Genomic DNA, 26,456 nt, shown 5'->3' with positions numbered 1-26,456 from the left:
TACCTACCTTGGAAATGGAATTGCGGAACCACCCAGCCACTCACGCAACTGGGAAAAATGATCGATGCACACCTGCGGACCAAACTCGGCCAGTGCCTGCAGCGACATGGCACCATAGCCCACGGCCACCGAATGCATGCCGGCATTGCTGGCCATCTGCAGATCGAATGCCGAATCGCCAACCATCAGCGCACGCCCTGCTTCGACACCGCAATGCCGGAGAATTTCCTCGAGCATCAGCGGGTGCGGCTTGCCGCGGGTCTCGTCGGCGGCGCGAGTGATGTCGAAGAACTGCTCCCAGCCATTGGCCTTGAGTACCCGATCCAGCCCGCGACGCGCCTTGCCGGTGGCCACCGCCAGGCGGTAACCCTCGGCACGGAAGGCATCCAGCGACTCGACCACACCCTCGAACAGCGGCGAGGGCTGCTGGTCCAGGGCCATGTAGATATCGGCATAGTGCTGACGAAAGCTTTCGACCTGAGCAGGCGCCAGGTGCGGGTACAGGGTGTGGATCGCCTCGCCCAGGGCCAGGCCGATGATGCCCTTGACCGCGTCCTCGCTGCTTTGCGCCTCACCGGCACGCTCGGCGGCGGCGTTCATGGCCTCGACGATACGCCCGATCGAGTCGGCCAGGGTGCCATCCCAGTCGAAGATCAGTAGCTCATAGCCTTTTTTCATAGGTCAGGACGCACTCAGACGTTCAACGGTTTTCGCCCAGACTTCATCCACCGGCGCCTCGAGCTTCAGCTCGCCACCGTCCGGCAGCGGCACGGTCAGCGCATAGGCATGCAGGAACAGGCGCTTGCCGCCCAAGTCGCGAATTTCACGACTGAAGTCTTCGTCACCGTACTTGCTGTCGCCAGCGATCATATGCCCGGCATGCAGGGTGTGCACACGGATCTGGTGGGTACGGCCAGTGATCGGGCGCGCCTCGACAATGGTGGCGAACTCGCCGAAGCGGCGCAGCACGCGGAACAGGGTCAGCGCCTCCTTGCCCTCGTCGTTCACCTCGACCATGCGCTCGCCGGAGCGCAGGTTGCTCTTGAGCAACGGCGCGCTGACCTGCTTCTTCGAGGTCGGCCAGTGGCCGCGCACCAGCGCCATGTAGCGCTTGTCGACACCGTCGCCACGCAATGCGGCGTGCAGGTGCCGCAGCATGCTGCGCTTCTTGGCGATCATCAACAGTCCGGAGGTGTCGCGGTCCAGGCGGTGCACCAGCTCCAGCTCCTTGGCGTCCGGGCGCAACTGGCGCAGCGCCTCGATCACGCCGAAGCTCAGGCCGCTACCGCCATGCACGGCGATGCCGGCCGGCTTGTTCATCACGATCAGCGCCTTGTCTTCGTAGACAATGGCCGCTTCCAGGCGCTGCAACAGGCCCTGGGCCACCGGCGCGGGCTCGTCACGTTCCGGCAGGCGGACGGGCGGTACCCGCACGATGTCCCCGGCCTGGATCTTGTACTCCGGCTTGACGCGCCCCTTGTTGACCCGTACCTCACCCTTGCGCAGGATGCGGTACACCAAGGTCTTGGGCACGCCCTTGAGGGCCGTGATGAGGAAATTGTCGATGCGTTGGCCGGCAAGCTCCGGCGCGACTTCGATCAGCTGAACGCCGGAAGTCGGAGGGGTATTGGTCGTCATGGCGGGATCATAACAATTTTTTATGGAATTGAAGCACTTAATCATTGCTGCTATAGTCGCGAACGCCGCCAAAAGCGGCAGGCCAGCGGCACCAGGCTCCGAGCCGGTCCCTGACCAACGCAATTCTCCAGGACGCGAGGCCGTCCTACGGGGTTTTCGCCAGTTTACCGAATTGCCTGGAATCGCCACCAGCGCTGTGTAGAGAAGACCGAAAAAAAACGACAAGTGCGGTGTTTCACCTGCTTACCCGATTCTTTTCGCTGCACCTCTGCCCGCCCCGTCGCTTCCACGCAACGCCCGGCGAATGCTTCGGAAATACCTGCCTTGGACATGAATGGCGCCAGCGCAGTACCTGCGCTGGCGAAAAATGCAACCCGTTGCGGATTCAGCGCGCGGCAGCACCCGAATTATCAGGGATACGTGCAGGGTGGAGATGCACAGCCCTCGGACCGTGTAGCACCGCGTCCGGCCACCAGCCCACTGAGCGGCTGGCGAGCGGATAAGGTCCTGAACAGATGCCCCCGGGCGTCCACGGCTGACGGTTGATTCCTCCTCCTGACTGAGTGCACAAGGCCCGCTTGGTTGATTCGGATTCCAATTCGAAGCCACCGGGGCCTTGTTGGCACCGCAGCAAACAGGACGCGTCGTCGCGACAACGGCAGGCTGGGCAACCGGCTGGTGCCGAACGTCGCTCGACACGGGGGTGGCCCGGCCACCCTTTGCGCACCTTGGCACCGACCATGAGACGTCGTGTGTGCCGAACGCCGTTTCCGGCAGCCCGGAAACCGACGGTACAACATGAAAAGAATGCTGATTAACGCGACTCAACCCGAAGAGTTGCGTGTAGCCCTGGTGGACGGCCAACGTCTCTACGACCTGGACATCGAGTCCGGCGCGCGCGAGCAGAAAAAGGCCAACATCTACAAAGGCAAGATCACCCGCATCGAACCCAGCCTCGAAGCCGCCTTCGTCGACTTCGGCTCCGAACGTCACGGCTTCCTGCCGCTGAAAGAAATCTCCCGCGAATACTTCAAGAAAGCCCCCGAAGGGCGGGTCAACATCAAGGAAGTGCTGAGCGAAGGCCAGGAAGTCATCGTCCAGGTCGAGAAGGAAGAGCGTGGCAACAAAGGCGCCGCCCTCACCACCTTCATCAGCCTGGCCGGCCGCTACCTGGTGCTGATGCCGAACAACCCGCGTGCCGGTGGCATTTCCCGCCGCATCGAAGGCGAAGAGCGCAACGAACTGCGTGAAGCCCTGAACGGCCTGACCGTGCCGGGCGACATGGGCCTGATCGTGCGCACTGCCGGCCTTGGCCGCAGCAGCGAAGAAATGCAGTGGGACCTCGACTACCTGCTGCAACTGTGGACCGCCATCAAGGAAGCGTCCCAGGACCGCGCCGCGCCATTCCTGATCTACCAGGAAAGCAACGTCATCATCCGCGCCATCCGCGACTACCTGCGCCAGGACATCGGCGAAGTGCTGATCGACAGCATCGATGCCCAGGAAGAAGCCCTGACCTTCATCCGCCAGGTCATGCCGCAGTACGCCAGCAAGGTCAAGCTGTACGAAGACAGCGTGCCGCTGTTCAACCGCTTCCAGATCGAAAGCCAGATCGAGACCGCCTTCCAGCGCGTGGTCGACCTGCCGTCCGGCGGTTCGATCGTGATCGACCCGACCGAAGCCCTGGTGTCGATCGACATCAACTCGGCGCGCGCCACCAAAGGCAGCGACATCGAAGAAACCGCCCTGCAGACCAACCTGGAAGCGGCCGAGGAAATCGCCCGCCAGCTGCGCCTGCGTGACATCGGTGGCCTGATCGTCATCGACTTCATCGACATGACCCCGGCGAAAAACCAGCGCGCCGTCGAAGAACGTGTTCGCGAGTGCCTGGAAGCCGACCGCGCCCGCGTCCAGGTCGGCCGCATCTCGCGCTTCGGCCTGCTGGAAATGTCCCGTCAGCGCCTGCGCCCTTCGCTGGGCGAAAGCAGCGGCATCGTCTGCCCACGCTGCTCCGGCACCGGCATCATCCGTGACGTCGAATCGCTGTCGCTGGCCATCCTGCGCCTGATCGAAGAAGAAGCCCTGAAGGACCGCACCGCCGAAGTTCGCGCCCAGGTGCCGATCCCGGTGGCTGCCTTCCTGCTCAACGAGAAGCGCAACTCGATCACCAAGATCGAACTGCGCACCCGTGCGCGCATCATCATCCTGCCGAACGATCACCTGGAAACCCCTCACTTCGAAGTCCAGCGCCTGCGCGACGACAATCCGGAAGTGCTGAGCAACCAGTCCAGCTACGAGATCGCCGCCGCCGAAGCCGAAGAAGCGCCGCAGCCGACCACCACCCGCACCCTGGTTCGCCAGGAAGCCGCAGTCAAGACCGCCCCGGCCCGCGCCAACGCGCCGGTACCGGCCACTGTCGAAGAACCGCAGCCTGCCGCAACGGTCGCCCCTGCCCAGGTCGCTCCGGAGCCAAGCCTGTTCAAGGGCCTGGTGAAGTCGCTGGTAAGCCTGTTCGCCGGCAAGGAAGAGCCTGCCGCAGCGCCGGTTGTCACTGCCGCCGAGAAGCCGGCCGCCGAGCGCAGCCCACGCAACGAAGAACGCCGCAACGGCCGTCAGCAGAGCCGCAACCGCAACGGCCGTCGCGACGAAGAGCGCAAGCCGCGTGAAGAGCGTGCCGAGCGCGCACCTCGTGAAGAACGTGCCCCGCGCGAAGAGCGTGCACCACGTGAAGAACGCGCCCCACGCGAAGAGCGTGCACCGCGTGAAGAGCGTGCACCGCGTGAAGAACGTGCCCCACGCCAGCCACGCGAAGACCGCCGTGGCAATCGTGGCGAAGAGCGTGTGCGCGAACTGCGTGAGCCACTGGACGCCACCCCTGCCGAGCGTGAAGAACGTCAGCCGCGCGAGGAACGTGTAGCCCGTGAAGAACGTGCCCCACGTGAAGAGCGTGCACCTCGCGAGGAACGCGCACCTCGTGAAGAACGTGCTCCACGTGAAGAACGCGCACCTCGCGAAGAACGTGCTCCTCGTGAAGAGCGTGCACCTCGTGAAGAACGTGCTCCTCGTGAAGAACGTGCACCTCGTGAAGAACGTGCTACACGCGAAGAACGTGCCCTTCGCCCACCACGCGAAGAGCGTCAGCCACGCGTAGCCGAAGAAGCCGCCGAGCAGGCTGCCGAGCTGGCCGAAGAGCAACTGCCGAACGAAGAACTGCTGCAGGACGAACAGGAAGGCACCGATGGCGAGCGCCCGCGCCGCCGTTCCCGTGGCCAGCGTCGTCGCAGCAACCGTCGTGAGCGTCAGCGCAACGCCAACGGCGAGCTGATCGATGGCAGCGAGGAAGAAGGCAGCGAAGAGCAGCCACAACAGCACCAGGCCACCGAGCTGGGTGCCGAACTGGCCGCCGGCCTGGCCGTGACTGCCGCTGTCGCCAGCAGCAACATCAGTGCCGACGCCGAAGCCCAGGCCAACCAGCAGGCCGAGCTTGCCACCGCCGAAGTCGCCCAGCCGGTCGAGCAGGCTGAGAAGTTCGAGCAGGTAGAAGCTGCTGCCGAGGCTGAACAAGTGGCTGTGGCTCCTGTGGTCGAGCAGCCGGTCAGCGAGCCTGTGGCCGTGGTCGAGGCAACTGCCGAGCCAGTGGTCGAAGTCACTCCGCAGCCAGTGGTCGACGAAGCACCTGCTGCCGAACCGGTAGTGGTTGCCGAAGCACCGGTCGAAGCGCCTGCCGTCGAAGCCGGTGAAATCGAGCAGGCCCCGACCGTGGTCGAAGCCGCTCCGGTCGCCGAGCAACCTGCCCCGGTTGTCGAAGCCCAGCCAGAAGTGGTGGCCGAGCCTGCACCAGTGGCCGTCGAGCCTGCACCGGTCGAAGCCCCTGCGGTGGTGGAACCTGCCACTGTCATGCTGGCCAACGGCCGTGCGCCGAACGACCCGCGTGAAGTGCGTCGCCGCAAGCGTGAGGCCGAGGCTGCAGCCAAGGCCGCGCAGGAAGCTGCTGCTGCCGAGGAGCCAGCCCTGGAAGCCAGCGATGAGCAAAAGCCTCATCACGGTTGATAGCCAAGGCTGAATGAAAAAGCCCCGCCAGTGCGAACTGGCGGGGCTTTTTCTTGGCTGGGCGTTTTTCCTGTACCGGCCTCTTCGCGGGTAAACCCGCTCCCACAGGCCCCCACCACCCTCAGGCCCTATGACGTCCCTGTGGGAGCGGCTTCAGCCGCGAAAGGGCCAGCCCAGGCACTGAATCAGTAGAGGTTAGGCTCCATCTCCAGCTCGACCCCGAACCGCTCGAGGATATCGGCCTGGATCCGGCGCGCCAGTGCATGCATCTGCGCCCCGCTCGCCTGGCCGTAGTTGACCAGCACCAGCGACTGCAAACGATGCACCCCGGCATCCCCCTCGCGGTGGCCCTTCCAGCCTGCCTGCTCAATCAACCAGCCTGCCGCCAGCTTCACCTGGCCATCGGCTTGGGGATAAGCCACTACCCCCGGGTACTGCGCACGAATACGCTCGACCAGTTCCGCCGAGACCACCGGGTTCTTGAAGAAGCTCCCGGCATTACCCAGCTCTGCCGGGTCTGGGAGCTTCTCGCGACGAATGCTGCAGATCGCCTCGCTGATCGCCTGCGCGGTCGGTTCGGTCACGCCCTGCTCCGCCAGGCGCTGGCGCACCGGGCCGTAGTCCAGGTGAGCCTGTAGCGTACGGCTCAAGGCAAAGCGCACACGCAGGATCAACCAACGCCCAGGGTTGCGCTTGAACAGGCTGTCGCGATACCCGAAGGCACATTCAGCCAGGCCGAAGTCACGCAACTCGCCGGTCTCGCGGTCCAGGGCGGTCAAGCCGACAAATACGTCCTTGATCTCCACGCCATAGGCGCCCACGTTCTGCATCGGCGCGGCGCCCACGGTGCCGGGGATCAGGCTGAGGTTCTCCAGCCCGCAATAGCCCTGCGCCAGTGTCCACTGCACGAACGGGTGCCACGGCTCACCGGCCTCGGCCTCGACCACGATACGTTCGCCATCGTCGCCGAGCACGCGCCGACCACGGCTGGCCATATGCAGCACCAGCGCATCGATATCGCGGGTGAGCAGCAAGTTGCTGCCACCGCCAATCACCAGCACCGGCACGCCGCCTTGCTGTGCCTGGCCCAGCGCCAGGCGCACCTCCTGGTCATCATGTGCCTGGGTGAAATACCGCGCCTTCACGTCGATGCCATAGGTGTTGTACGGCTTGAGCGATACCTGCTCCTGCCACTGCACTGTCATAGCCGCCCCTTGATTTCCAGGACCAGCGCCTGGCACGCCGCTTCAACCAGGTCGAGCACCTGCTCGAAGCCGTCGGCGCCACCGTAGTACGGGTCCGGCACTTCATCCAGCGCTGCGCCATAACGGCGCAGGAACAGGTCGAGCTCCCCCACTGCCGTGTGCGGGCGCATCGCACGCAAGTGGCCAAGGTTGCTCTCGTCCATGGCCAGGATCAGGTCATATTCGGCAAAATGCGCCGCCTTGACCTGCTGGGCACGCTGCTGCGACAGGTCATAACCACGCGCCAGCGCTGCCTTGCAGGTGCGGCTGTCGGGCGCCTTGCCGACGTGCCAGTCGCCGGTGCCGGCCGAGGCCACATGCACCCGGTCTGCAAGCCCGGCAGCCTGCAATTGATGGCGCAGCACGCCTTCGGCGGTGGGCGAGCGACAGATATTGCCGAGGCAGACGAACAGGACGCGCATCAGGCCTCCAGCAAGCGCCGTACGCGCTCCAGATCTTCAGGGGTATCCACGCCCACGGCAGGCGCCTCGATGGCGTCTTCGACGTGGATGCGCACGCCATGCCACAGGGCACGCAGCTGCTCCAGCGCTTCGGTCTGCTCGAGCCAGCATGGGCCCCAACTGACGAAGTCCTGCAGGAAGCCGACGCGGTAGGCGTACATGCCAATGTGGCGGCGATATGGCACGCCTTCTGGCAACAGGTTGCGATCCTTGGCAAAAGCATCGCGAGCCCAGGGCAGCGGCGCACGGCTGAAGGTCAGGGCCAGGCCGTTCTTGTCGCTGACCACCTTGACCGCATTGGGGTTGAACACCGTTTCCGGCTCATGGATCGGTTCGGCCAGGGTGGCGATGCCGGCTTCCGGATGCGCCGCCAGGTTGGCTGCCACCTGGTCGATGATCACCGGCGGGATCAGCGGCTCGTCGCCCTGTACATTGACCACGATGGCATCGGCAGACAGGCCTAGGTGTACGGCCACTTCGGCCAGGCGGTCGGTGCCGGACTCATGGTCGGCACGGGTCAGCAGCACTTCGGCGCCGAAGGCCTTGCAGGCCTCTACGATGCTGGCGTCGTCGGTGGCGATGACCACGCGGCTGGCGCCGCTCTTGCGGGCCTGTTCCCACACATGCTGCACCATCGGCTTGCCGGCGATCGACAGCAATGGCTTGCCCGGCAGGCGCGTGGAGCGCAGCCGGGCGGGGATCACCACGGTGAAATCCAGGCTCATTTGTCCAGACGCTCTTCATCGGTCAGGGTGCGTGCCTCGCTTTCCAGCATGACCGGGATGCCGTCGCGGATCGGGTAGGCCAGGCCAGCCCCCTTGCTGATCAGCTCGGTCTTGTCGGCACTGAGCTTGAGCGGGCCCTTGGTGATCGGGCAGGCCAGGATATCGAGCAGTTTGGTGTCCATTTGAGGCTTCCTTTAGGCCAGGTGGCCGGGAATTGAAAAAGGGCTCAGGGCTTGCGCAGCAAGCGTTGCAACTGGTTGTCGAACCAGGCGCTGAAAGCCGGCGTGGGCTGCGCCTCGACGGCCAGGTACCACCAGTCGTCAGCGGCGAAGGCCCGGCATTTCACCGCATCCTTCTCGGTCATGACCAGCGGCAGCGGCGGGCTGAAGGCCAGGCTCTGGGCGCTGAACTGCGCATGGTCGGCAAAGGGATGCGGCACCGGCTGCCAGTTTAGCCCCAGCAGGGTATTGAAGAAACGTTGCGGGTTGCCGATACCGGCCACCGCGTGCAGGCGCTGGCCTGCGGGGAAATGGTCAAGCGCACGGCGCTCGCCACTGCGCAGGTTGACCAGGGCGGACGGCTGCAGGCGGAAGCCGAAACCATCGGCGCGGTCTGCGCTGGCGCCGTTGAACAGCACTGCGTCAGCCTCGTGCAGGCGCTCGGCGGGCTCACGCAGTGGCCCCGCCGGCAGGCAGCGGCCATTGCCCAGGCCGCGTGCGGCATCGATCAGCACCAGCTCCAGGTCGCGCGCCAGGCGATAGTGCTGCATGCCGTCGTCACACAGGATCAGGTCGAGGGGTTCGCTGGCCAGCAATGCCTGCACGGCCCGGGAGCGGTCGGGGTCGATCATCAGCGGCACGCCGGTGCGCTGCACGATCAGCAGCGGTTCATCGCCGGCCTGCCCGGCCGCCTGATCGGGCTGCACGCGCCAGGGTAGCTGCGGCGGCTTGGCGCCATAGCCACGGCTGACCACGCCCACTTTCAACCCCTGCTTGCGGCAGTGCTCGATCAGCCAGAGGATCATCGGCGTCTTGCCGGTACCACCCACGGTAATGTTACCCACCACGATGACCGGCACCGGGGCCCGGTAGCTGGCACTTTCGCCACTGAGAAAACGCGCCCGCTTGCGCGTGACCACGCGGCGATACAGCGCCTCCAGCGGGCGCAGCAGCGCCAGGGCCGGGTGCCCGGCGTACCAGGCGGCGAGCAGACGGTCGGCGAAGGCCATCAAGGTGTGCCCTGGGCCGCCTCGACAGTGGTCATGCGCAACTGGCTGAAACCGAGCTTGCCGGCGGCATCCATCGCAGTGACCACGGCCTGGTGCGGGGTCTTGCCGTCGGCGCTGATGGCCAGCGGCAGCTTGTTGTCGCCGCCCGACTCACGCTCGATCGCTTCGCTCAGGGTGGCCAGGTCGCTCTTTGGCAGCAAGTGGTTGTTCACCGAGTACACGCCTTCGGCGCTGATGGTGATTTCCACCAGCTTGCCCTGGTCGGGCGCCGCCGGCTCGGCGCTGGCAGCTTCAGGCAGCTCGACGCGCAGCTGGGTCTCGCGGGTGAAGGTGGTGGTGACCACGAAGAACAGCAGCAGGACGAACACCACGTCGATCAGCGACGCCAGGTTGATGTCGACGTTCTCCCGCTGGCGATTGCGCCGGAACTTCACACCTTGCCTCCGGCCACTTCCACTTCGCGGTCGCCCTGGATCACCTCCACCAGCTTGATCGCTTCCTGCTCCATGCCCACCACCAACTCATCGATGCGGCGCTGCAGGAAGCGGTGGAAGAACACCGCCGGGATACCAACCATCAGGCCGGCCGCGGTGGTGACCAGGGCTTTGGAGATACCACCGGCCAACACCGCGGCGTTGGCGGTCATCTGCGAGCCCATGAAGGCGCTGAAGATGTCGATCATGCCCAGCACGGTGCCCAGCAGGCCCAACAGCGGAGCCATGGCGGCGATGGTGCCGAGGGTGCTGATGTAGCGTTCCAGTTCGTGGATGACGCGCGAAGCGGCCTCCTCGATGCATTCCTTCATGATTTCGCGGCCATGGCGCGAGTTGGCCAGACCGGCGGCAAGGATTTCGCCCAGTGGCGAATCGGCGCGCAGGGCCTTGAGCTTGTCACTGGTCAGTTGCTTGTCCTTGATCCACATCCACACCTGACCCAGCAGGTGCGGCGGGGTGACGCGGCTGGCGCGCAGGGTCCACAGGCGCTCGACGACGATAGCCATGGCAGCGATGGAGCTCAGAATGATCGGCAGCATCATCCAACCACCGGACTTGACCAATTCCCACACAGTAAACGCCCCTTCGGAAAAAGGCCGCCACTCTACCATAGGCGCGCCGGGGGCTCATCTGCCGGAGGTCAGGGAATTGGGTTGTGTGGGGGGTGAGGGGTGGGGGGTGGGGTCGCCATGACAGTTGCAGCGCCTGCGAGATCGAGCGCCGCCCGCGCGGCGCTTCGCAGCGCAAGGCTGCTCCTACATCTGTTTCGGGCCAGTAACGCCTGTGCCAATGCGCGCGACCGCCTTGTTTGTCCGGCCCGATATCGAGGTGGACGCCAAGGGGCCGCGCGCCTTTGCCTGAGGAATAATTGGCCCGAAACAGATGTAGGAGCAGCCTTGCGCTGCGAAGCGCCGCGCGGGCGGCGCTCAATCCCACAGGCGCTGAAAATGTAACGGCAAGCACCTGCAAGCCACTACACCTCACTGCACCCGAACCCGCCAAAACCGCCTCTGCCCCCGCACACCCTCCACCTCCCCCAGCCTCCCCAGCACCAACCGCAACGCCCCCTGCTCCGCCGTGTCATGCATCACCACCCCATGCCGCCGATAACGTTCGACCACCTGCGCATGCGGGTGCCCGAAGCTGTTGTTGCGCCCCCGCGAAATCAGTACCCCGCGCGGCGCCGTGGCGCGGATGAAGGCCTCGCTGGACGAACTGCGGCTGCCGTGATGCGGCGACTGCAACCAGTCGATCCGCGGTGCTTCCGTGGCCGCCAGCCAGGCCCGTTCGGCACCGGCCTCCATGTCTCCCGCCAGCAACAACCGCTCACCCTGCGCCTCGACCAACAACACACAGGAGCGGTCATTGCTGCTCTGCCCATCGGCCCAGCGCCACATCGAAAAGCGCACGCCATCCCACATCCACTGCTCGCCACTTACGCAAGGTTGCAGTTGCAGGTCATCCAGCAATTCGCCGCCGATCACCCGTTCGACCGGCAGGCCACGCATGATTGCGCCAGCACCACCGGCGTGGTCGGCATGGGCGTGGCTGACCAGCATCAGGTCCAGGCTGCCCACCCCCAGCTTGCGCAAGGTCGGCAACACCACCCGCTCGCCCAGGTCGCTCTGGCCCCTGGCCGGCCCGGCGTCGTACAGCAGGTTGTGATGCCGAGTGCGCAACAGCACCGCCAGCCCCTGGCCGACGTCCAGCTGCCAGACCTCGACCTGGCCGAACGGCACCGTCTCCCGGGGTACCCACAGCGCCAGCAGCATTACGCCACCCAACCCGCGCAGTGGTACGCCACGGGGCATCAAAACCAGCAACGTACCCAGGCACACCAGCAGCCAGGCCCACAACGGCAGAACTGCTGGCAGCCACGCCGACTGCTGTTGCGCCACCAACTCCAGCAGCCGGAAGAGCACATCGAGCAAACCTCCCGCCAGCCAGAGCAGTGCCTCCCCTACCCCGCCCAACGGCAGCAGCAAAGTGCCCAGCAATGCCAATGGCAGCACGGCCAGGCTGACCCAGGGCACCGCAACAAGGTTGGCCAGCGGCGCACTCAAGCTCACCGGCAAGCCCGTAGCCAGCAGTACCGGCAGCAAGCCGATCGCAATCACCCATTGCGCCCGCGTCCAGGCCTGCCAGGGCCGCCAGCTGCCCAGGCGGGCACTGAAGCAATAGACAAGCGTGGCCACGGCCGCGAACGACAGCCAGAACCCGGGCAGCAGCGCGGCCAACGGCTCCACCAACAGTACGGCAATCAGCGCCAGCAACAACGGTAAGGTCGCACCCAGTTGGCGAAAACGCAGGCGCCAGAGCAACACCACGGCCAGCATCAGGCAGGCACGCTGCACCGGTACACCGCCACCAGCCAACCAACCGTAGGCCAGTGCCGCAGCCATGGCCAAGCCACACGCCCAGGGCAGCCACGGCAACCGAGCGGGCCACAGCCCCCAACGCGCCAGCCCGGCAACCAGGCCATACAGCAAGCCGGCAACCAGGCCGATGTGCTGGCCAGAGATCACCAGCAAGTGCACCGTGCCGGTGGCCTGCAACGTTTGCCAGTCCTCCCGGGCCAGGCCCGCCCCGTCGCCAAGCACCAGCGCCACCAACGCTGTCTGCCGGCCATTGGCCTCGACTGCCAGCAGGCGCTGGCGCAGCGTGTCGCGCCAGCCGCCGACAACCGGCGCCAGCAACTGCCCGGCCTTGACCGTACCGGTCGCACCGACCCGCCGCGCCAGCAATTGCGCCTCACGGTCCGGTCCATGCGGGTTGAGCAGCCCGGCCGGGCGCTGCAAGGTCACCGCCAGCCGCCACTGCTCGCCCGCGCGCAGCGGCGGGCCGTCGAACCAGCTCAGTTGCAGGCGCTGCGGCAGCTCTGCCCGCCGCGAGCGGGCCGCGTCCAGCTCGAAGCGCACACCCTGCGCAGTCCGGGTCGGCAGGCCGACCACCCGGCCCTCAAGCCACAAGGTGCGGCCATCCAGCCCGGTTGCCAGGCGGTCATCCAGCGCCTGCTGCGCAGACCAGCAGGCCCAACACAGGCCCAACAGAAAACAGCCCAGTGGCCACAGCCGGGTAAACAGGCCGATGCCACCGGCTACAGCCAGCAGCACCAGCCATCCGACCGATGGCAATCCGGGGAGAAAGCCCAGGCACAACAGCCCGAGCGCGAGCGCAAACATCCCTGTGCGCATGAAGTAGAGCTCCAGAAGCGAAATCACCTTCTGAGGCATAGCCCAATTGCCGGCAGCGCTTGCTCAACAATTGTCACAAACTCTAAACGAGGCTGAGCGGGAATCAGGGCATACTGCCCGGATCAACGCTCCGGGAGCCTACATGCCGCGCCGACTTTTCAAACGCTACATGCCGGACCCGACCAGTATTCGGGAACACAAGTCCTTACGCTTTTTCGGCAAGTTGCTGCATGACCCGAACCTCTGGCACCTGAACCGCCATTCGGTGGCGAGGGCCATGGGCGTTGGCCTGTTCGCGGCGCTGATCCCGATGCCGGCGCAAATGCTGCTGGCTGCCGCGCTGGCCATTCCACTGCGCGGCAACCTGCCGATCGCGGTCAGCCTGGTTTGGCTGACCAACCCGCTGACCATGCCACCGGTGTTCTTCGTCACCTACATGACCGGCGCCTGGCTGATGCAGGTACCGCCGCGCACCCTGCCCGACGAGCTGACTTTCCAGTGGATAACCGACCAGCTGTCGACGTTGTGGCAACCTTTCCTGCTCGGCTCGGTAGTGTGTGGTGTGGTGCTGGGCATCCTTGGCTACTTCACCACCATGCTCTACTGGCGCTGGTGGGTGGGCCGGCAGTGGCGTCTGCGCCAATGCCGGTGCAAGGCTTCAGGCACGCATGCCGCGGCCGCTGACCAGCAGGCGAACGCACACCAGGTAGAGCACCGCGGTGGCGACCAGCATGAAGGTAATCGCCGTACCAATGCTGATATCCGACACCCCTAGGATGCCGTAGCGGAACGAGTTGACCATGTGCAGCACCGGGTTGGCCAACGACACGGTCTGCCAGAACGGCGGCAGCAGGTTGATCGAATAGAACACCCCGCCCAGGTACGTCAGCGGCGTCAGCACGAAGGTCGGGATGATCGAGATATCGTCGAAGTTGCGTGCGAACACCGCGTTGACGAAGCCCAGCAGCGAGAAAATGGTTGCGGTCAGCAGTACCACGACCACGGTCACGCCTAGGTGGTGCACCTGCAAATGGGTGAAGAACAGCGACAGGAAGGTCACGATCACGCCCACCGCCAAGCCGCGCAGCACGCCACCCAGCACATAACCGACGAGGATGGTGTGTGGCGAAACCGGCGACACCATCAACTCCTCGATAGAACGCTGGAACTTGCTGCCGAAGAAGCTCGACACCACGTTGCCGTAGGAGTTGGTGATCACCGACATCATGATCAACCCCGGCACGATGTACTCCATGTAGCTGAAGCCACCCATGTCGCCGATCTGCCGACCGATCAGGTTACCGAAGATGACGAAGTACAGAACCATGGTGATCGCTGGCGGCAGCAGGGTCTGCGGCCAGATACGCAGGAAGCGCCGCACTTCGCGGTAGACGATGGTATTCAGGGCGACCCAGTTGGTGCGCAGTTCCACACTCATACGGCCACCTTCGACAGGTTTTTTTCCACCAGGGACACGAACAGCTCCTCGAGTCGGTTGGTCTTGTTGCGCAGGCTCTGCACCTCGATGTTCTGCAGCGCCAGCTGGCCGAACAGCGCAGTGATGCCGATGTCCTTGTCCACCTGCACTTCCAGGGTGTGCGGGGTCAGCAACCGGCACGGGTAGCCCTGCAGCACCGGTGCAGTGGCCAGGTCCTGCCTGAGGTCGAGCACGAAGGTTTCGACATGCAGCTTGCCCAGCAACTGGCGCATGCTGGTGTTCTCGACGATGGTGCCGTGGTCGATGATGCCGATGTTACGGCACAGCTGCTCGGCCTCTTCCAGATAGTGGGTGGTGAGGATGATGGTGATGCCCTTCTGGTTCAGCTCGGTGAGGAAGCTCCACATCGAACGACGCAGTTCGATGTCCACACCGGCGGTGGGCTCGTCGAGAATCAGCAGGCGCGGTTCGTGGATCAGCGCGCGGGCAATCATCAGGCGGCGCTTCATGCCCCCCGACAGCGAACGCGACTGCACGTCACGCTTGTCCCACAGGCCGAGCTGGGTCAGGTACTGCTCGGCACGCTCCTTGGCCACCTTGGGCGGGATGCCGTAGTAACCGGCCTGGGTCACGACAATGTCGAAGGTTTTCTCGAACTGGTTGAAGTTGAACTCCTGCGGCACCACGCCCAGGCAGCGTTTGAGCGCCGACGGCTCGCGGTCCAGGTCGTGGCCGAACACGTTGACCGTGCCGCTGGTCTTGTTCACCAGGGTGGAGAGGATGCCGATGGTGGTGGACTTGCCCGCGCCGTTGGGGCCGAGCAAGGCGAAGAAGTCGCCTTCGGCAACATCCAGATCGATGCCCTTGAGGGCCTGGAAGCCGTTGCCGTAGGTCTTGGTCAGCTGTCGGATGGACAGGGCGGAACTCATAGCGGGTCACTTACCGAGAAAAAGGTGCAGGACACGCCAGGTAAAGGCACTGGCGCAGTGAGTGCGGCCAATGGTGCTTGGCCTGGCCGCACAAGTACAGTCATGTGTATTGATAATGACTATCGAAGTGGCCGTGGTGTTCGATCAGGTCAGCGCAGTCATTACCGCTGCCTGGTAGGCAGGGCGGGCCTTGAGGCGCTCGTACCAGGCCTCCAGGTGACGCATGGCCGGGCGCTCGATGGGCATTTCGAACCAGGCATAGATGAAGCTACCCAGTGGGATGTCGCCCATGCCGATCTGGTCACCGGAAAGGTACGGTTGTTTGGCCAGGGCTTCGTCGGCAATGGCCAGCAACTGGGCGCATTGCTTGTGCGCAGCGTTGATCGCCACCCAGTCGCGCTGGTCTTCCGGGGTGCGCAACAGGCCCCAGAACAGTGGGCGGAACGGCGTGGCGAAGGACGAGGTGGTCCAGTCCATCCACTTGTCCGCCAGGGCGCGCTGACGCGGGTCTTCCAGGTACCAGCCTTGCTCCGCACCGTACTCGGCGCACAGGTAGCGGACGATGGTGTTGGACTCCCACAGGGTCAGGTCGCCGTCTTCCAGCATCGGCACCAGGCCATTGGGGTTGCGCGCGCGGTAGTGCGGCTCGTTGACTACGCCGAAGGCGCCGCCGGCGTCGATCGACTCGAAATCCAGGCCCAGTTCGTGGGCGATCCATAGCGCCTTGCGCACATTGCTCGAATTCTTGCGACCCCAGATCTTCAGCATGGCAACGTCCTAATGAATGCGGAGGTGGTGCAGTCTACTCCAGACTTTCGTCGCCTGTACCGGCCTCTTCGCGGGTAAACCCGCTACAGGGTTCTGCGCCAGACCTGAGAGTGGTGCAGTACCTGTGGGAGATTGCCCAGCCCTTTGGGCTGCGCTTTCGCGCAGAGAACCAATATCGCTCGTCTGACGCGTCCTTTGTAGGAGCAGCCTTGTGCTGCGAAGAGGCCGGTACAGCCAATAGACAGGCTTTGTCAGCCCCGGCCTCTTCGCAGCACAAGGCTGCTCCTACAGAACCTCGCCGAACCAATGAGTCATGTGTTGTTCTATGAGAGCGGGTTCACCCGCGAAGAGGCCGGCACAGACAAACAATGCCCTGAAACTCCCGCCGCCATACCCTGTCACTGTTCTGACCCGGCCATTCTCAGCATTGCGTCTAAGCTGTCTGGGACGGCTTACCCCCCTGGTTCCAAGGAGGACCGATTATGTTGCTGTTGTGGTTGGTAGTGCTGGTGATCGGCGCGGCGTACCTCACGCACCGGCGCCTGGCGCCCTTGCAGATTCTTGGCATCATGGCGGCTTATGTACTGCTGATGGGCATTTTCAGCAGTGCTCCCGGCTGGCTGCTGACCCTGATCTGGATAGTGCTGGCCCTGAAAGTCGCCCTGGTGGCGCTGCCGGAATGGCGCCGCAAGGTATTCACCGATCCGGTGTTCAAGTGGTTCCAGCGCACCCTGCCGCCGATGTCGCAGACCGAGCGCGAGGCGATCGACGCCGGCACCGTGTGGTGGGACGGCGAACTGTTCAGCGGCCGTCCCGATTGGCGCACCCTGCTCGCCTACCCGGCTCCACAGCTGACCGAAGAAGAACAGGCATTCATCGACGGCCCGACGGAACAACTGTGCGCCATGGTCAGCGACTGGCAGATCGGCCAGGACATGGACCTGCCGCCCGAAGCCTGGGCGCATATCAAGCAGAATGGCTTCTTCGCCCTGATAATTCCCAAGGAGTACGGCGGCAAAGGCTTTTCGGCATACGCCCACTCCCAGGTGGCGATGAAACTGGCTACCCGCAGCGGCGACCTGGCTTCCACCGTGATGGTGCCCAACTCGCTCGGCCCGGCCGAACTGCTGTTGCATTACGGCACTGACGAACAACGCAACCACTACCTGCCACGCCTGGCGCGTGGCGATGAAATACCCTGCTTCGCCCTCACCGGCCCGCTGGCCGGCTCCGACGCAGGCGCCATGCCTGACACCGGCGTGGTCTGCAAAGGGCAATGGAACGGCGAAGAGGTCATCGGCCTGCGCCTGAACTGGGAAAAGCGCTACATCACCCTCGGGCCCGTCGCCACCCTGCTGGGTCTGGCGTTCAAGGCCTACGACCCGGACCACCTGCTGGGCGAGCAGGAAGAACTGGGTATCAGCCTGGCGCTGATCCCTACCGACACGCCCGGCGTCGAAATCGGCAAACGCCACCTGCCACTGGGCGCCGCGTTCATGAACGGCCCCAACAGCGGCAAGGATGTATTCGTGCCGCTGGATTTCCTCATCGGTGGCCAGGCCATGCTCGGCAAGGGCTGGATGATGCTGATGAACTGCCTGTCGGTAGGCCGCTCCATCTCCCTGCCGGCAGTGGGCACTGGCGCAGCCAAATACACCAGTCTGGTCACCGGCCAGTACGCCAACATCCGCGAACAGTTCAATGTCCCGCTGGCTGCATTCGAAGGTATCCAGGAGTCGCTGGCACGCATCGGCGGCAATGCCTGGCTGATGGACAGCGCGCGGTTGCTGACCGCCAAGGCCGTGGATCTGGGCGAGAAGCCTTCGGTGCTGTCGGCGATCCTCAAGTACCACCTCACCGAGCGTGGCCGCGAGTGCATCCAGCACGCTATGGACGTGCATGGCGGCAAGGCCATCATCATGGGGCCGAACAACTATCTGGGGCGCAACTGGCAAGGTGCGCCGATCTTCATCACCGTCGAGGGGGCGAACATCCTTTCGCGCAACCTGATGATCTTCGGCCAGGGCGCCATCCGCTGCCATCCGTTCGTGCTCAAGGAAATGGCTTTGGCCGGGCGCGAGGACGGTGACCAGGCATTGAGGGAATTCGATGACCTGCTGATGAAACACATCATGTTCGCCGCCGGCAATGCGGCCAGCACACTCATACTCAGCCTGGGGCTGGGGCGACTGGAATCCGTGCCCGGCGATGCCCTGAGCCAAGGCTACTTCCGTGCACTCAACCGCCAGGCAGCGGCCTTCGCCATGCTGGCTGACCTGTCGATGATGCTGCTGGGCGGCGCACTGAAACGCCGCGAACGGCTGAGCGCAAGGCTGGGGGATGTGCTGAGTTACCTGTACCTGGCCAGCGCCGCGCTCAAGCGCTATCACGACCTGGGCTCACCGGAACACATGCAGCCCTTGCTGCGCTGGGCGATGGAGGAAAGCCTGGGCCAGGCGGAAACAGCCCTGGACCGGCTGCTCGACAACTTCCCTAACCGCTTTGTCGGCTGCGCGTTGCGGATACTGGTGTTCCCCTTCGGCCGCCGTCATACCGGGCCGAGCGATGAACTGGATGCAGAGGTGGCGGCGCTGATCGGCCGCAGCAAGGGCGACCCGGCGCTGGAAGAGCTGCTTGCTGGTTGCTTCAGGCCGCAGGGCGAGGGCGACCCGGTGGCAGCGCTGCAACGGGCTTGCGACTTGCTGGATGAAACCGTGCCACTGTACAAGGCACTTCATCAGGCGATCAAGGAGGGCAAGGTGCAGCCGGCACCAGGGCAGTCGCTGATCGATGCGGCAGTCGAGCATGGTGCACTGCAGCCGACCGAGGGGCAACGATTGCGTGAAGCCGAGCAAGCCCGCCGCGCGATCATCGATGTGGACGCCTTCGACAAAACGCAGTTGCTACTGGGGCAGGGCAAGGTACGTTGACCTGCTGATTGCCAGACGCGATTTTGGAGTACAGCGGTCTTGTGTTTCGACGGGGCGCAAAGCGGCCCCGTCTCTTGGGAAATGTCCCACACCTTGGCAACACGTAATACAGCGCGTGTGCCTGAGGGCTGCTCAGGCACTGGGTGGGAACTTGGAAAGCTGAACTTCACAATCTATTTGATGGTTCGCTTTCATATCAGCCTGGAGGAGAGCTGAGCCCGTTTTGGCAATCACCTTCAGGCCCAGGCCTTCGCTGACGAAGTCGCCAACGGAATAGGTTCCCTGCAGATAGCTGTATTGGGTCCGGTCGAGCGACGCTGGCCTGTGAGTGGTCAAGAATGTGATGGATGAGTGCACAACCCAATCGTCTGGGGCCTTTCTATACTTCAACGTAATGGTCGAGGCAGAAGGGATGTCGCTCATCGCAATACCGCTGTTGGTCGCATCAACCGTCTTGTTGGCCCTTTCGCCACTGCCCTCTGCTGGCAAGGTCAGGCCATGGCTGACGTTGGACTCGTGCCAGAAGATGATGGCACCGTTCTGTGCCGGGGTGTTGCCCTTTTCCATGATACGCACCTCGCGTGGAAGATTGAGTGCCCTGAACGCCTATCACCGCCAGCAACGGTGCAGTGTCATTGTGTGGGCTTGAATCTAGATCAATACCCGTGCGTGCGCACCTGGCAGAATTGACAGGTCCATGGTTCGCACGCGGTGCTCGCCGACCATGCCGCATCGGGTAATCACAAGGCGCAATGGAGCGGAGCAGCCACCACCGTCCCCAACCCGCCCTCAACCGGCGTATACTCCGCCCCCGTTTCAACTACCCCGAGGACCGCCCCCATGGCCAACCCCCACCTGGAATACCACCTGCAACTGCTGAACCACCTGCGTACCATTCTGGTGGCTCTGGGTGAAGCCGAGCAGGTACCGGAGGAAAGCCACACCCTGTTTCTCGAGCGTTTCGACGAATTGCTGACCCTGCTACCGCAAGACCCGCTGGAAAGCCAGTACCTGGGCCAGGACCTGATCTGCCAGGTGATCCAGCGCTACCCGCAAATCGCCCACCTGGTGCCACGCGACCTGCTGTGGTTCTTCGGGGGTGACTGCCTGCACTACATGCCCGACGAAGAGCTGGACCTGTACCAGCAGCTGGAAGAACGTCGTTACGAAGCCGAGCAGAGCGGCGAAGCGTTCGACTGGCACCAGCAGAAGCGATTGATGAGCCAAGCTCATGGCGACAATACCCAGCACTGATATGCACAGCACACCACACGCTTGCGAGCGCGCCTTGCAATGTCTCCAATTACCTCACCAAAGGTAGACTTCGCCTACAGCTTCACCCCGCCCCCCTTTCTATCCTGCACGCCGAACAGTTTTTGTCTGTTCGGCCCGTTTTTTCGCCCCCAGGATCAGAAAATGAAAAAAACCCTTCTCGCCATCGCCTTTGGCCTGGCAAGCAGCACAGCATTTGCAGATACAGGCACGATCACCTTCGCCGGCTCGATCAAACCCGGTGGTACCTGCCCTATCGACCTGGTCATCCCAGGAACCGGAACCAGCATCCCCAGGCTTGAAATGGGCAGCCTGCGAGCGGAGGACTTCCCAGCTACAGGTAGCAAGTCCAAGCTGGTTCGTTTCGCCTTGAAGGTCACGCCAGGTGCCGGCTGTGTGGTCGGCACTCAAGATGGCTATGTCACGTACAAGCCCGTTTACGATACAGCAGGTACAAAGCTATATGGCCTTGACAGAATCGACCCGGATGCCGCGAAAGGAATAGCGCTTGCCATCCTGGATAGAGCACAAAACTACGTGGAGCCCAATAAGGAATCCATCGCGTATCCGCTCGACGATACCCTGCCCTCGGAGATGGACTTCTTTGCACACTACGAGTCCACCGCCAACACCGTAGAGCCTGGCCACGCAAACGTCCTGGTCGAATACACGTTCGCGCTCAAGTAGCAACAAGCCCCCAGGCTCGATCAGGGCCTGGGGCGCACGCAACGACCCCTGTAGAGACTCCCCATGCGCCATCCGACTTCAAGCAAGTTCAACCTGACCTCGGCCTATGCCCTGGCCATCTGCATGCTCCTGCTCGCCCCCTTCAGCGCCAATGCCGCCCTGACCATCAGCTCCACCCGTATCATCCAACCCAGTGACCGACAAAGCACCAGCATCGTCGTGGCCAACCCAAGCAACCGGGCCTATGCCGCACAAGCCTGGATCAATACTGAAGCCGATGACAGCACCACTGCGGTCCCCTTGATTGCCTCGCCAGCGCTATTCCGCATCGACCCGGGCAGCGAGCAGACCGTGCAGCTCAACCGCCTGCCGAATGACTTGCCAAAAGACCGCGAGTCACTGTTCTTCTTCAACCTGCAGGAAATCCCGCAAGCCAACGATAAACCTGACAATGTGCTGAACATCGCCCTGCGCACACGCATCAAGGTTTTCTTCCGCCCCAGCCAGCTAAAGGGTCGCCCACAGAATCATCTAAAAAACCTCACTTGGTCCGTGCAATCCATAGACGGCAAGCCGCACCTGGTGGTGGACAACCCTTCTCCCTACTACTTCACCTTCAACCAGCTGACCCTCATCAGCCCCAAGGGCAGCGAAAAAATCGATGCCAGGAAAATGGCCATCCCGTTGGGTAGGCAAACCTATCCGCTGAAAACACTGCCAGCCCAGGGCAACCTGAAGGTCGATTTCACCACCATCAATGACTACGGCGCCATAACGCCAGCAATGTCCAGCCCGGCAAGGCGCTCATGAGCCTGATCAGGCTCTCAGCACAGGGTGATATTCCGGGAAGTCGACCCAATGCGCCCCGTCATCGAAACTCACCTGCACATGCAGGGTGAACTGGGCGTCACGTTTGAGGGTGGCGAGAAACGTCTTCGGCACGGTGACGTCCTGGTTTGCCCCAACGCCCTGACGCACCTGCATTTCGTTTATGCCATGCGCGGTCAGGACATGATGCGGTCCAGCCTCGGCACCGCTCTGCAACACCCCCGTCACCCAGATACTGATGCGCTGCCCAACCGCAATCAATCGCCACGGAGCCAGCTGTACGGGCACCTTGGCCGGTGCACTTGCCAGACTGAAGCCATCGCTGGTGGCACCTATCAGTTCGATAAGAGGCAGTTTTTCTGTGAGAGCCGTGACTTTGAGATTGCGCGGGGTGGAGGGAAACTCATCAATGCCGTCATCAACCTTGTATGAAACCTTGAGTATCTGGTTACTGTAAGCCAGCAAATTCTTCTCAGGGATCAAGAACCGTTTATCTGTACCCGGCAACACTTCGGATGTTGTGAAATAACCCGCATCACCTGGCTCTCCCCAAATGACGGTCACCCGCTCCTCCGGATAAATCACGGCCTCTTCGGGAACGATGACCACCATCGGAGGCCGGTAGTCATTCAACTGCAACGACAACGCTTCTCCAGAGCCTGTTGCCTGGGGTATTTCAAGCCAAGGCAAGGTCCGGGGAATTGGAGCGGCAGCTATCTGCAACGGCACAGGCCTGGACCGGGCGCTGAGATTGCCCGCGCGGTCACGTATCTGATAGTGGACATAGCGCTCACCATCGCCTCGCGATCTTATATCGTCGCCTTCGATCGGCAGGAAAATCGGCTGAGAAGTGTCCTGCCTGGTAATCGTATATTCGCCAAGCTTGTCATTGGCAAAGGGGCGATCGTCCCAGTAGTAGATAATTACATCGCCTACCGCAACCTTCTGGTAAACAGGTACCTCAGCGAGTAAGCGATCTTCATGTTTTTCCAGATAGCGCGCCGTCACCCCCTCGCGCCCGACTTCCTCATCAAACAGCAAAAGCCCCTCATCGCCGCCGAGTACCGGGGGGACGGTGTCAATCGTAAGGGTCAGCGGACTGGAGTGTGTGACAACACCATTGAACCCATACACTTCATAAGTGACTTCCTGGGTGCCGTGCAGCAGCACTGCTACAGGGGCTTCCACGAAAAGATCGTCCTCGGGAATCTTATCCTCCCAACGCTTTGGCTCACCAACCGCCACTCCGTTCCAGTACAGCGTCAATACCTCTGGAAGACCAGGCATCGGGTTGGACTCTTGCCAGATGGGCACGTCGATCCTCAACGGCCGGCCAAGGGCCGCAACCGGCAACAAATTCAGCTCACCCTCAGGGATGTTCGCGAGCGCCGCCGGCGCAGAAGGAGGGTCGAGCAGGCGCTTGCGAAACAGGCTCGCTAACTTCTTTTGCAGCCAGAACAGAAAGCCCGCGGGTTTGATGTACATATCACCATCCTCTTTGAATCCGACCCACAAAAAAGGAAGGCCGAGGCCTTCCTTCCTTAGTGATCACCAGCTGTACCGGAACCCGACATTAGCCCCCCACGGCTGCTCGATCTTTTCTCCGTTGGCGTAATCGAAATCGGCATGCAGTTGCATGCGCTCGTTCAAACTGATGGCGACACCCATGCCGAATTCGGCGCGCGAGCCCGACAGATCATTATCGAACCGATTGTCGTTGACCTTGACCTCATTGCTGCCGACGAATTCGTGGGCGTAGGCAAGACGTACGTAGGGCTGCACCTGCCGCCCTTTGCCAAGCTGCACGGTACGCCCCACTGTTGCCCCGGCCTTTCCAAGCAGCGAACGGGTATCGTCACCCTGAGCCTTCAGGCCATTGTCCAGGTGATAATCCTTACCCTGGATCGTGACCATGGCCCATTGGGTGTAGGGCTCGATAAAGTAACCCTGCCCCAGGTCGATGTTGCGCCCGAACTCTGCGGACATGCCCAGGCCCAGGTTGTCATAGTCACCTTTGCTGCGCTGGCCATCACTGAGAGCAACCTTGGCACTGTTATCGAAACGGTTGGCTTTCATCACACCATCGAAGTAGTAGCCACTTTGTGCATCTAGCCAGGTGGCGTAAAGCCCCAGATAATAGCTCTTGACCTCAGCGGAGCTGCCGCGAATCAGGTCCAGGTCAGATGAGCTGTGGCCCGCCATTACACCGGCCAGCCACTGGCCGTCACCGAATGGAAGTGGCGCATCGACCCCGATCGAGAACCCACGCTGCACCTGGCTGTAGGGGCTGCCCGCATTGTCCGAAACCTGGTACTTGTTGCCATAAGCCCTCGCCCATCCCCCTGCCTTGCGCTCATCCAGGCGTAATTCGCCCATACGGCTGCGCAAGGTGGTCAATTCACCGTACCAAACGGTGGGCGCGGTATTGAACAGCGCCAGCACCGATGCAGTGCCAGGGCTGATCACTTTACGCGTACCATCAAGGAACCAATCGTTACCACGCTGTACCAACTCGTAGGAAAATGCACCGAGATCCACCGGGCCATTAACCAGAGAGAAGCTGGCATCACCTGCTGCCGCATGCACCAGGTGAAGGGCGTTCTCACTCACGGGGTCCGCACCACTGCTACCCACCAGCAGGCTATGGCTACCGGTAGCGTTGCCTACTTCAAGGAAGTCTGTCGCACCGGTTGTGAAGTCAGCATCCATGATGAAGGTACCGCTACCGGCCAGCGTACCCAGCGTCAAGCGCTGGTACTGCCCTGGCTCACCGAAACGGACCACGCCACCATTCATGGCCAGGCTGCCAACCTGACTGCTCTGTACCATGTTCCAGCGCGCCTGGTTGTTCAAAGTCAAACCGGCCACGTTCTCCAGGTGCCCGGTCAGGCTGGCCTGATTGTCCAGGATCAGGGCCGCACTGGAACCTGCCTCGACCCGTACATCCCCTACCAGGTGGCTATTGTCCACAGTCATGGTGGCCTCGGACCCTCCCACCACTTCAAGCAGGTTACCGTTGCTCGCCACCAGGCTCGAACCACTGGCAACGACGATGTCCGCCTTGGTCGGGCCGATCAGGGAGTGCCCCACGACAATCGCCGAACCATCCTGGCCCTCGACCCGCGAGCCAACCAAGTTGATCCTGGCGGCCCCCGAGAACGTGGGGTCGGCAAGTACCAGCAAGCCGTCAGTGGCGCCAACCACCGAGCTGCCCTGTGCCGAAAGCTCGGCGTTGCCAAACAACTGGGCTGCCGGTTGGGCGACTACAAGGCCGATGATTTCAAAGGGGTTGGCACAACGACGAAACCCGTCCCCTTCCACATCAACCTCGTTGACTGCAAAGATGCCAGCGCGCCCCTCCCCGGTACCGCCAATGTGTACATAGAGCTGGATGGTATCGATGGTTCGAAACCCACCGTACCCGCGCAAGGGCGCTTCAGCCTGACCAGCGCCTCGGACGCCGACGGGGTCGAAATCCAGTTGCTGCGCGGCGACACAAGCAACCCCATGCCCCTGCAAGCGGAAGTGCGCATGAAGCCCGTGGAAATCGGCATCACCCGCCTGGACTTTTACGCCCGCTACTACCAGAGCTCGCCGATAGTGAAGCCAGGTTCGGCCGAGGGAGCACTGAGCTTTACCGTAAGCTACAAATGACAGGCAAAAAAAAGACCGCAGGGTTAATACCCTGCGGTCTGGATGGCGAAGAAAAACAAACGACAAAAACGAAGAAAGGGACTTGCGTCCCTTTCTTCGTTCTTCGATTTGGAGCGGGAAACGAGACTCGAACTCGCGACCCCGACCTTGGCAAGGTCGTGCTCTACCAACTGAGCTATTCCCGCATTGTGAAACCTTACCGCTATCGGCGTGAAGCGCCTTTAAGACCTTCACCACCACTGCACCGCATAGACGCCACAGTATTTAAACTGGAGCGGGAAACGAGACTCGAACTCGCGACCCCGACCTTGGCAAGGTCGTGCTCTACCAACTGAGCTATTCCCGCAAATGGCGTCCCCTAGGGGACTCGAACCCCTGTTACCGCCGTGAAAGGGCGGTGTCCTAGGCCACTAGACGAAGGGGACACACGACACTTTTCAGTGCACCAGGTTTGAACCTCACGATTCAGCCTGGATTTTCTTTTCCTGCCTCGCCGAAGCGCTGCCGGAGAAACTGGAGCGGGAAACGAGACTCGAACTCGCGACCCCGACCTTGGCAAGGTCGTGCTCTACCAACTGAGCTATTCCCGCAATTTGGCGTCCCCTAGGGGACTCGAACCCCTGTTACCGCCGTGAAAGGGCGGTGTCCTAGGCCACTAGACGAAGGGGACACGCTGCTGGCATTACTGCCTGCTTTCACTCCCTGCCGCGTTTCGCTGTGTGCTTTACGCTGCAAGTGGCGCGCATTCTATGGATGGTTCGTACAGGCGTCAACCCCTTTGTAGAAATTTATTTAAATCAATGACTTCCGGGTGAGTTGGGGTGCAGATGCGGGATGGGGTGCCGATATAGAGAGAAGCAATCCTGTGCCGGCCCTTTCGCGGCTAAAGCCGCTATTCGCCCCCCGGCAAACTCAC

General features: G+C 62.7%; 22 protein-coding genes, 5 tRNA genes and 1 pseudogene. 7 read left to right on the top strand and 21 right to left on the bottom strand.

Going from position 1 to position 26,456, the window contains the following annotated elements; all coding sequences use genetic code 11:
- Positions 1-3 precede the first annotated feature (3 nt).
- Positions 4-678, bottom strand: a complete 675-nt coding sequence (locus tag ACK56M_RS07885; RefSeq protein ID WP_015269406.1) for an HAD family hydrolase — start codon at positions 676-678, stop codon at positions 4-6.
- A 3-nt stretch (positions 679-681) separates the two neighbouring features.
- A complete protein-coding gene (gene rluC / locus ACK56M_RS07880) occupies positions 682-1,638 on the bottom strand; it encodes a 23S rRNA pseudouridine(955/2504/2580) synthase RluC (RefSeq protein WP_013971570.1) in 957 nt (318 codons plus the stop codon).
- 798 nt (positions 1,639-2,436) lie between these two features.
- On the opposite strand from rluC, the gene rne reads away from it, so the two are divergent.
- Positions 2,437-5,688, top strand: coding sequence for a ribonuclease E (gene rne / locus ACK56M_RS07875; protein ID WP_411959354.1), 3,252 nt, complete (start codon positions 2,437-2,439; stop codon positions 5,686-5,688).
- A gap of 185 nt (positions 5,689-5,873) precedes the next feature.
- Here the strand turns inward: rne and murB are convergent, their stop codons facing one another.
- The 8 genes from murB to ACK56M_RS07835 all read right to left on the bottom strand — a co-directional run bounded on the left by murB (position 5,874) and on the right by ACK56M_RS07835 (position 13,034).
- Complete coding sequence (murB, locus tag ACK56M_RS07870; protein ID WP_411959353.1) at positions 5,874-6,893, bottom strand: UDP-N-acetylmuramate dehydrogenase; 1,020 nt, start codon at positions 6,891-6,893, stop codon at positions 5,874-5,876.
- Positions 6,890-7,354, bottom strand: coding sequence for a low molecular weight protein-tyrosine-phosphatase (locus ACK56M_RS07865; RefSeq protein WP_003259973.1), 465 nt, complete (start codon positions 7,352-7,354; stop codon positions 6,890-6,892). The genes murB and ACK56M_RS07865 overlap by 4 nt, the downstream gene beginning before the upstream one ends.
- Positions 7,354-8,118 (bottom strand): 3-deoxy-manno-octulosonate cytidylyltransferase, encoded by a 765-nt coding sequence (kdsB, locus tag ACK56M_RS07860; protein ID WP_015269402.1) that lies wholly within the window; start codon positions 8,116-8,118, stop codon positions 7,354-7,356. The genes ACK56M_RS07865 and kdsB overlap by 1 nt, the downstream gene beginning before the upstream one ends.
- Positions 8,115-8,300: a Trm112 family protein gene (locus tag ACK56M_RS07855; RefSeq protein WP_011532874.1), complete on the bottom strand. Its 186-nt coding sequence runs from the start codon at positions 8,298-8,300 to the stop codon at positions 8,115-8,117. The genes kdsB and ACK56M_RS07855 overlap by 4 nt, the downstream gene beginning before the upstream one ends.
- 44 nt (positions 8,301-8,344) lie before the next feature.
- Positions 8,345-9,346, bottom strand: a complete 1,002-nt coding sequence (gene lpxK / locus ACK56M_RS07850; RefSeq protein WP_015269401.1) for a tetraacyldisaccharide 4'-kinase — start codon at positions 9,344-9,346, stop codon at positions 8,345-8,347.
- Positions 9,346-9,780 carry an ExbD/TolR family protein gene (locus ACK56M_RS07845; RefSeq protein WP_013971564.1) on the bottom strand — a complete coding sequence of 145 codons (435 nt, stop codon included), beginning with the start codon at positions 9,778-9,780 and terminating at the stop codon, positions 9,346-9,348. The genes lpxK and ACK56M_RS07845 overlap by 1 nt, the downstream gene beginning before the upstream one ends.
- Positions 9,777-10,412 carry a MotA/TolQ/ExbB proton channel family protein gene (locus ACK56M_RS07840; RefSeq protein ID WP_015269400.1) on the bottom strand — a complete coding sequence of 212 codons (636 nt, stop codon included), beginning with the start codon at positions 10,410-10,412 and terminating at the stop codon, positions 9,777-9,779. The genes ACK56M_RS07845 and ACK56M_RS07840 overlap by 4 nt, the downstream gene beginning before the upstream one ends.
- Before the next feature lie 408 nt (positions 10,413-10,820).
- Positions 10,821-13,034 carry a DNA internalization-related competence protein ComEC/Rec2 gene (locus tag ACK56M_RS07835; RefSeq protein WP_411959352.1) on the bottom strand — a complete coding sequence of 738 codons (2,214 nt, stop codon included), beginning with the start codon at positions 13,032-13,034 and terminating at the stop codon, positions 10,821-10,823.
- 142 nt (positions 13,035-13,176) lie between these two features.
- Here ACK56M_RS07835 and ACK56M_RS07830 point away from each other — a divergent pair.
- A pseudogene (locus ACK56M_RS07830) lies at positions 13,177-13,683 on the top strand (DUF2062 domain-containing protein); the annotation flags it as partial.
- A gap of 9 nt (positions 13,684-13,692) precedes the next feature.
- On the opposite strand, the gene ACK56M_RS07825 reads toward ACK56M_RS07830, so the two are convergent.
- From ACK56M_RS07825 to ACK56M_RS07815, 3 genes are all read right to left on the bottom strand, one after another.
- Positions 13,693-14,472: an ABC transporter permease gene (locus ACK56M_RS07825; protein ID WP_015269397.1), complete on the bottom strand. Its 780-nt coding sequence runs from the start codon at positions 14,470-14,472 to the stop codon at positions 13,693-13,695.
- Positions 14,469-15,401, bottom strand: coding sequence for an ABC transporter ATP-binding protein (locus ACK56M_RS07820; RefSeq protein ID WP_013971560.1), 933 nt, complete (start codon positions 15,399-15,401; stop codon positions 14,469-14,471). The genes ACK56M_RS07825 and ACK56M_RS07820 overlap by 4 nt, the downstream gene beginning before the upstream one ends.
- A 144-nt stretch (positions 15,402-15,545) precedes the next feature.
- Positions 15,546-16,169 (bottom strand): glutathione S-transferase, encoded by a 624-nt coding sequence (locus ACK56M_RS07815; protein WP_137138019.1) that lies wholly within the window; start codon positions 16,167-16,169, stop codon positions 15,546-15,548.
- 482 nt (positions 16,170-16,651) lie between these two features.
- On the opposite strand from ACK56M_RS07815, the gene ACK56M_RS07810 reads away from it, so the two are divergent.
- Positions 16,652-19,099 carry an acyl-CoA dehydrogenase gene (locus tag ACK56M_RS07810; RefSeq protein WP_085721763.1) on the top strand — a complete coding sequence of 816 codons (2,448 nt, stop codon included), beginning with the start codon at positions 16,652-16,654 and terminating at the stop codon, positions 19,097-19,099.
- Positions 19,100-19,231: 132 nt separating this feature from the next.
- On the opposite strand, the gene ACK56M_RS07805 is transcribed toward ACK56M_RS07810, so the two are convergent.
- Positions 19,232-19,666, bottom strand: a complete 435-nt coding sequence (locus tag ACK56M_RS07805; RefSeq protein ID WP_015269394.1) for a hypothetical protein — start codon at positions 19,664-19,666, stop codon at positions 19,232-19,234.
- 273 nt (positions 19,667-19,939) lie between these two features.
- Here ACK56M_RS07805 and ACK56M_RS07800 point away from each other — a divergent pair, with 273 nt between their 5' ends.
- The 3 genes from ACK56M_RS07800 (at position 19,940) to ACK56M_RS07790 (ending at position 21,868) form a co-directional block, all read left to right on the top strand.
- Positions 19,940-20,353: a PA2817 family protein gene (locus ACK56M_RS07800; protein ID WP_015269393.1), complete on the top strand. Its 414-nt coding sequence runs from the start codon at positions 19,940-19,942 to the stop codon at positions 20,351-20,353.
- 162 nt (positions 20,354-20,515) lie between these two features.
- Positions 20,516-21,058, top strand: a complete 543-nt coding sequence (locus ACK56M_RS07795; protein ID WP_015269392.1) for a fimbrial protein — start codon at positions 20,516-20,518, stop codon at positions 21,056-21,058.
- Between the two features lie 63 nt (positions 21,059-21,121).
- Complete coding sequence (locus ACK56M_RS07790; protein WP_015269391.1) at positions 21,122-21,868, top strand: molecular chaperone; 747 nt, start codon at positions 21,122-21,124, stop codon at positions 21,866-21,868.
- A gap of 6 nt (positions 21,869-21,874) precedes the next feature.
- Here ACK56M_RS07790 and ACK56M_RS07785 read toward each other — a convergent pair whose 3' ends face one another.
- Complete coding sequence (locus tag ACK56M_RS07785; protein ID WP_411959351.1) at positions 21,875-23,371, bottom strand: hypothetical protein; 1,497 nt, start codon at positions 23,369-23,371, stop codon at positions 21,875-21,877.
- Positions 23,372-23,434: 63 nt separating this feature from the next.
- On the bottom strand, positions 23,435-25,207 hold the full coding sequence (locus ACK56M_RS07780) for an autotransporter outer membrane beta-barrel domain-containing protein (protein WP_411959350.1): 1,773 nt from the start codon (positions 25,205-25,207) through the stop codon (positions 23,435-23,437).
- Between ACK56M_RS07780 and ACK56M_RS07775 the strand changes: the two genes are divergently transcribed.
- The gene (locus tag ACK56M_RS07775) at positions 25,142-25,540 is read left to right on the top strand and encodes a fimbrial protein (RefSeq protein WP_182328562.1); all 399 of its coding nucleotides are present in this window, start codon (positions 25,142-25,144) and stop codon (positions 25,538-25,540) included. The two genes, ACK56M_RS07780 and ACK56M_RS07775, sit on opposite strands and share 66 nt — an antisense overlap.
- A gap of 109 nt (positions 25,541-25,649) precedes the next feature.
- On the opposite strand, the gene ACK56M_RS07770 is transcribed toward ACK56M_RS07775, so the two are convergent.
- The 5 genes from ACK56M_RS07770 to ACK56M_RS07750 all read right to left on the bottom strand — a co-directional run bounded on the left by ACK56M_RS07770 (position 25,650) and on the right by ACK56M_RS07750 (position 26,210).
- A tRNA-Gly gene (locus ACK56M_RS07770) sits at positions 25,650-25,725 on the bottom strand.
- 85 nt (positions 25,726-25,810) lie between these two features.
- Positions 25,811-25,886 (bottom strand) — tRNA-Gly (locus ACK56M_RS07765).
- 3 nt (positions 25,887-25,889) lie between these two features.
- A tRNA-Glu gene (locus ACK56M_RS07760) sits at positions 25,890-25,965 on the bottom strand.
- Positions 25,966-26,054: 89 nt separating this feature from the next.
- A tRNA-Gly gene (locus ACK56M_RS07755) sits at positions 26,055-26,130 on the bottom strand.
- Positions 26,131-26,134: 4 nt separating this feature from the next.
- A tRNA-Glu gene (locus tag ACK56M_RS07750) sits at positions 26,135-26,210 on the bottom strand.
- Positions 26,211-26,456 lie beyond the last annotated feature (246 nt).

The sequence above is a fragment of the Pseudomonas sp. s4 genome (genome assembly GCF_046764235.1).
GTDB classification, from domain to species: domain Bacteria; phylum Pseudomonadota; class Gammaproteobacteria; order Pseudomonadales; family Pseudomonadaceae; genus Aquipseudomonas; species Aquipseudomonas asiatica.
This window is presented reverse-complemented; position numbering and strand designations above follow the sequence as displayed.

Coding starts and splice junctions, on each gene's coding strand:
- murB (WP_411959353.1), bottom strand. CDS start 6,893: ATGACAGTGCAGTGGCAGGAGCAGGTATCGCTCAAGCCGTACAACACC.
- ACK56M_RS07835 (WP_411959352.1), bottom strand. CDS start 13,034: ATGCGCACAGGGATGTTTGCGCTCGCGCTCGGGCTGTTGTGCCTGGGC.
- ACK56M_RS07805 (WP_015269394.1), bottom strand. CDS start 19,666: ATGGAAAAGGGCAACACCCCGGCACAGAACGGTGCCATCATCTTCTGG.
- ACK56M_RS07885 (WP_015269406.1), bottom strand. CDS start 678: ATGAAAAAAGGCTATGAGCTACTGATCTTCGACTGGGATGGCACCCTG.
- rne (WP_411959354.1), top strand. CDS start 2,437: ATGAAAAGAATGCTGATTAACGCGACTCAACCCGAAGAGTTGCGTGTA.
- ACK56M_RS07795 (WP_015269392.1), top strand. CDS start 20,516: ATGAAAAAAACCCTTCTCGCCATCGCCTTTGGCCTGGCAAGCAGCACA.
- rluC (WP_013971570.1), bottom strand. CDS start 1,638: ATGACGACCAATACCCCTCCGACTTCCGGCGTTCAGCTGATCGAAGTC.
- ACK56M_RS07865 (WP_003259973.1), bottom strand. CDS start 7,354: ATGCGCGTCCTGTTCGTCTGCCTCGGCAATATCTGTCGCTCGCCCACC.
- ACK56M_RS07855 (WP_011532874.1), bottom strand. CDS start 8,300: ATGGACACCAAACTGCTCGATATCCTGGCCTGCCCGATCACCAAGGGC.
- ACK56M_RS07815 (WP_137138019.1), bottom strand. CDS start 16,169: ATGCTGAAGATCTGGGGTCGCAAGAATTCGAGCAATGTGCGCAAGGCG.
- kdsB (WP_015269402.1), bottom strand. CDS start 8,118: ATGAGCCTGGATTTCACCGTGGTGATCCCCGCCCGGCTGCGCTCCACG.
- ACK56M_RS07820 (WP_013971560.1), bottom strand. CDS start 15,401: ATGAGTTCCGCCCTGTCCATCCGACAGCTGACCAAGACCTACGGCAAC.
- ACK56M_RS07785 (WP_411959351.1), bottom strand. CDS start 23,371: ATGTACATCAAACCCGCGGGCTTTCTGTTCTGGCTGCAAAAGAAGTTA.
- lpxK (WP_015269401.1), bottom strand. CDS start 9,346: ATGGCCTTCGCCGACCGTCTGCTCGCCGCCTGGTACGCCGGGCACCCG.
- ACK56M_RS07810 (WP_085721763.1), top strand. CDS start 16,652: ATGTTGCTGTTGTGGTTGGTAGTGCTGGTGATCGGCGCGGCGTACCTC.
- ACK56M_RS07790 (WP_015269391.1), top strand. CDS start 21,122: ATGCGCCATCCGACTTCAAGCAAGTTCAACCTGACCTCGGCCTATGCC.
- ACK56M_RS07800 (WP_015269393.1), top strand. CDS start 19,940: ATGGCCAACCCCCACCTGGAATACCACCTGCAACTGCTGAACCACCTG.
- ACK56M_RS07825 (WP_015269397.1), bottom strand. CDS start 14,472: ATGAGTGTGGAACTGCGCACCAACTGGGTCGCCCTGAATACCATCGTC.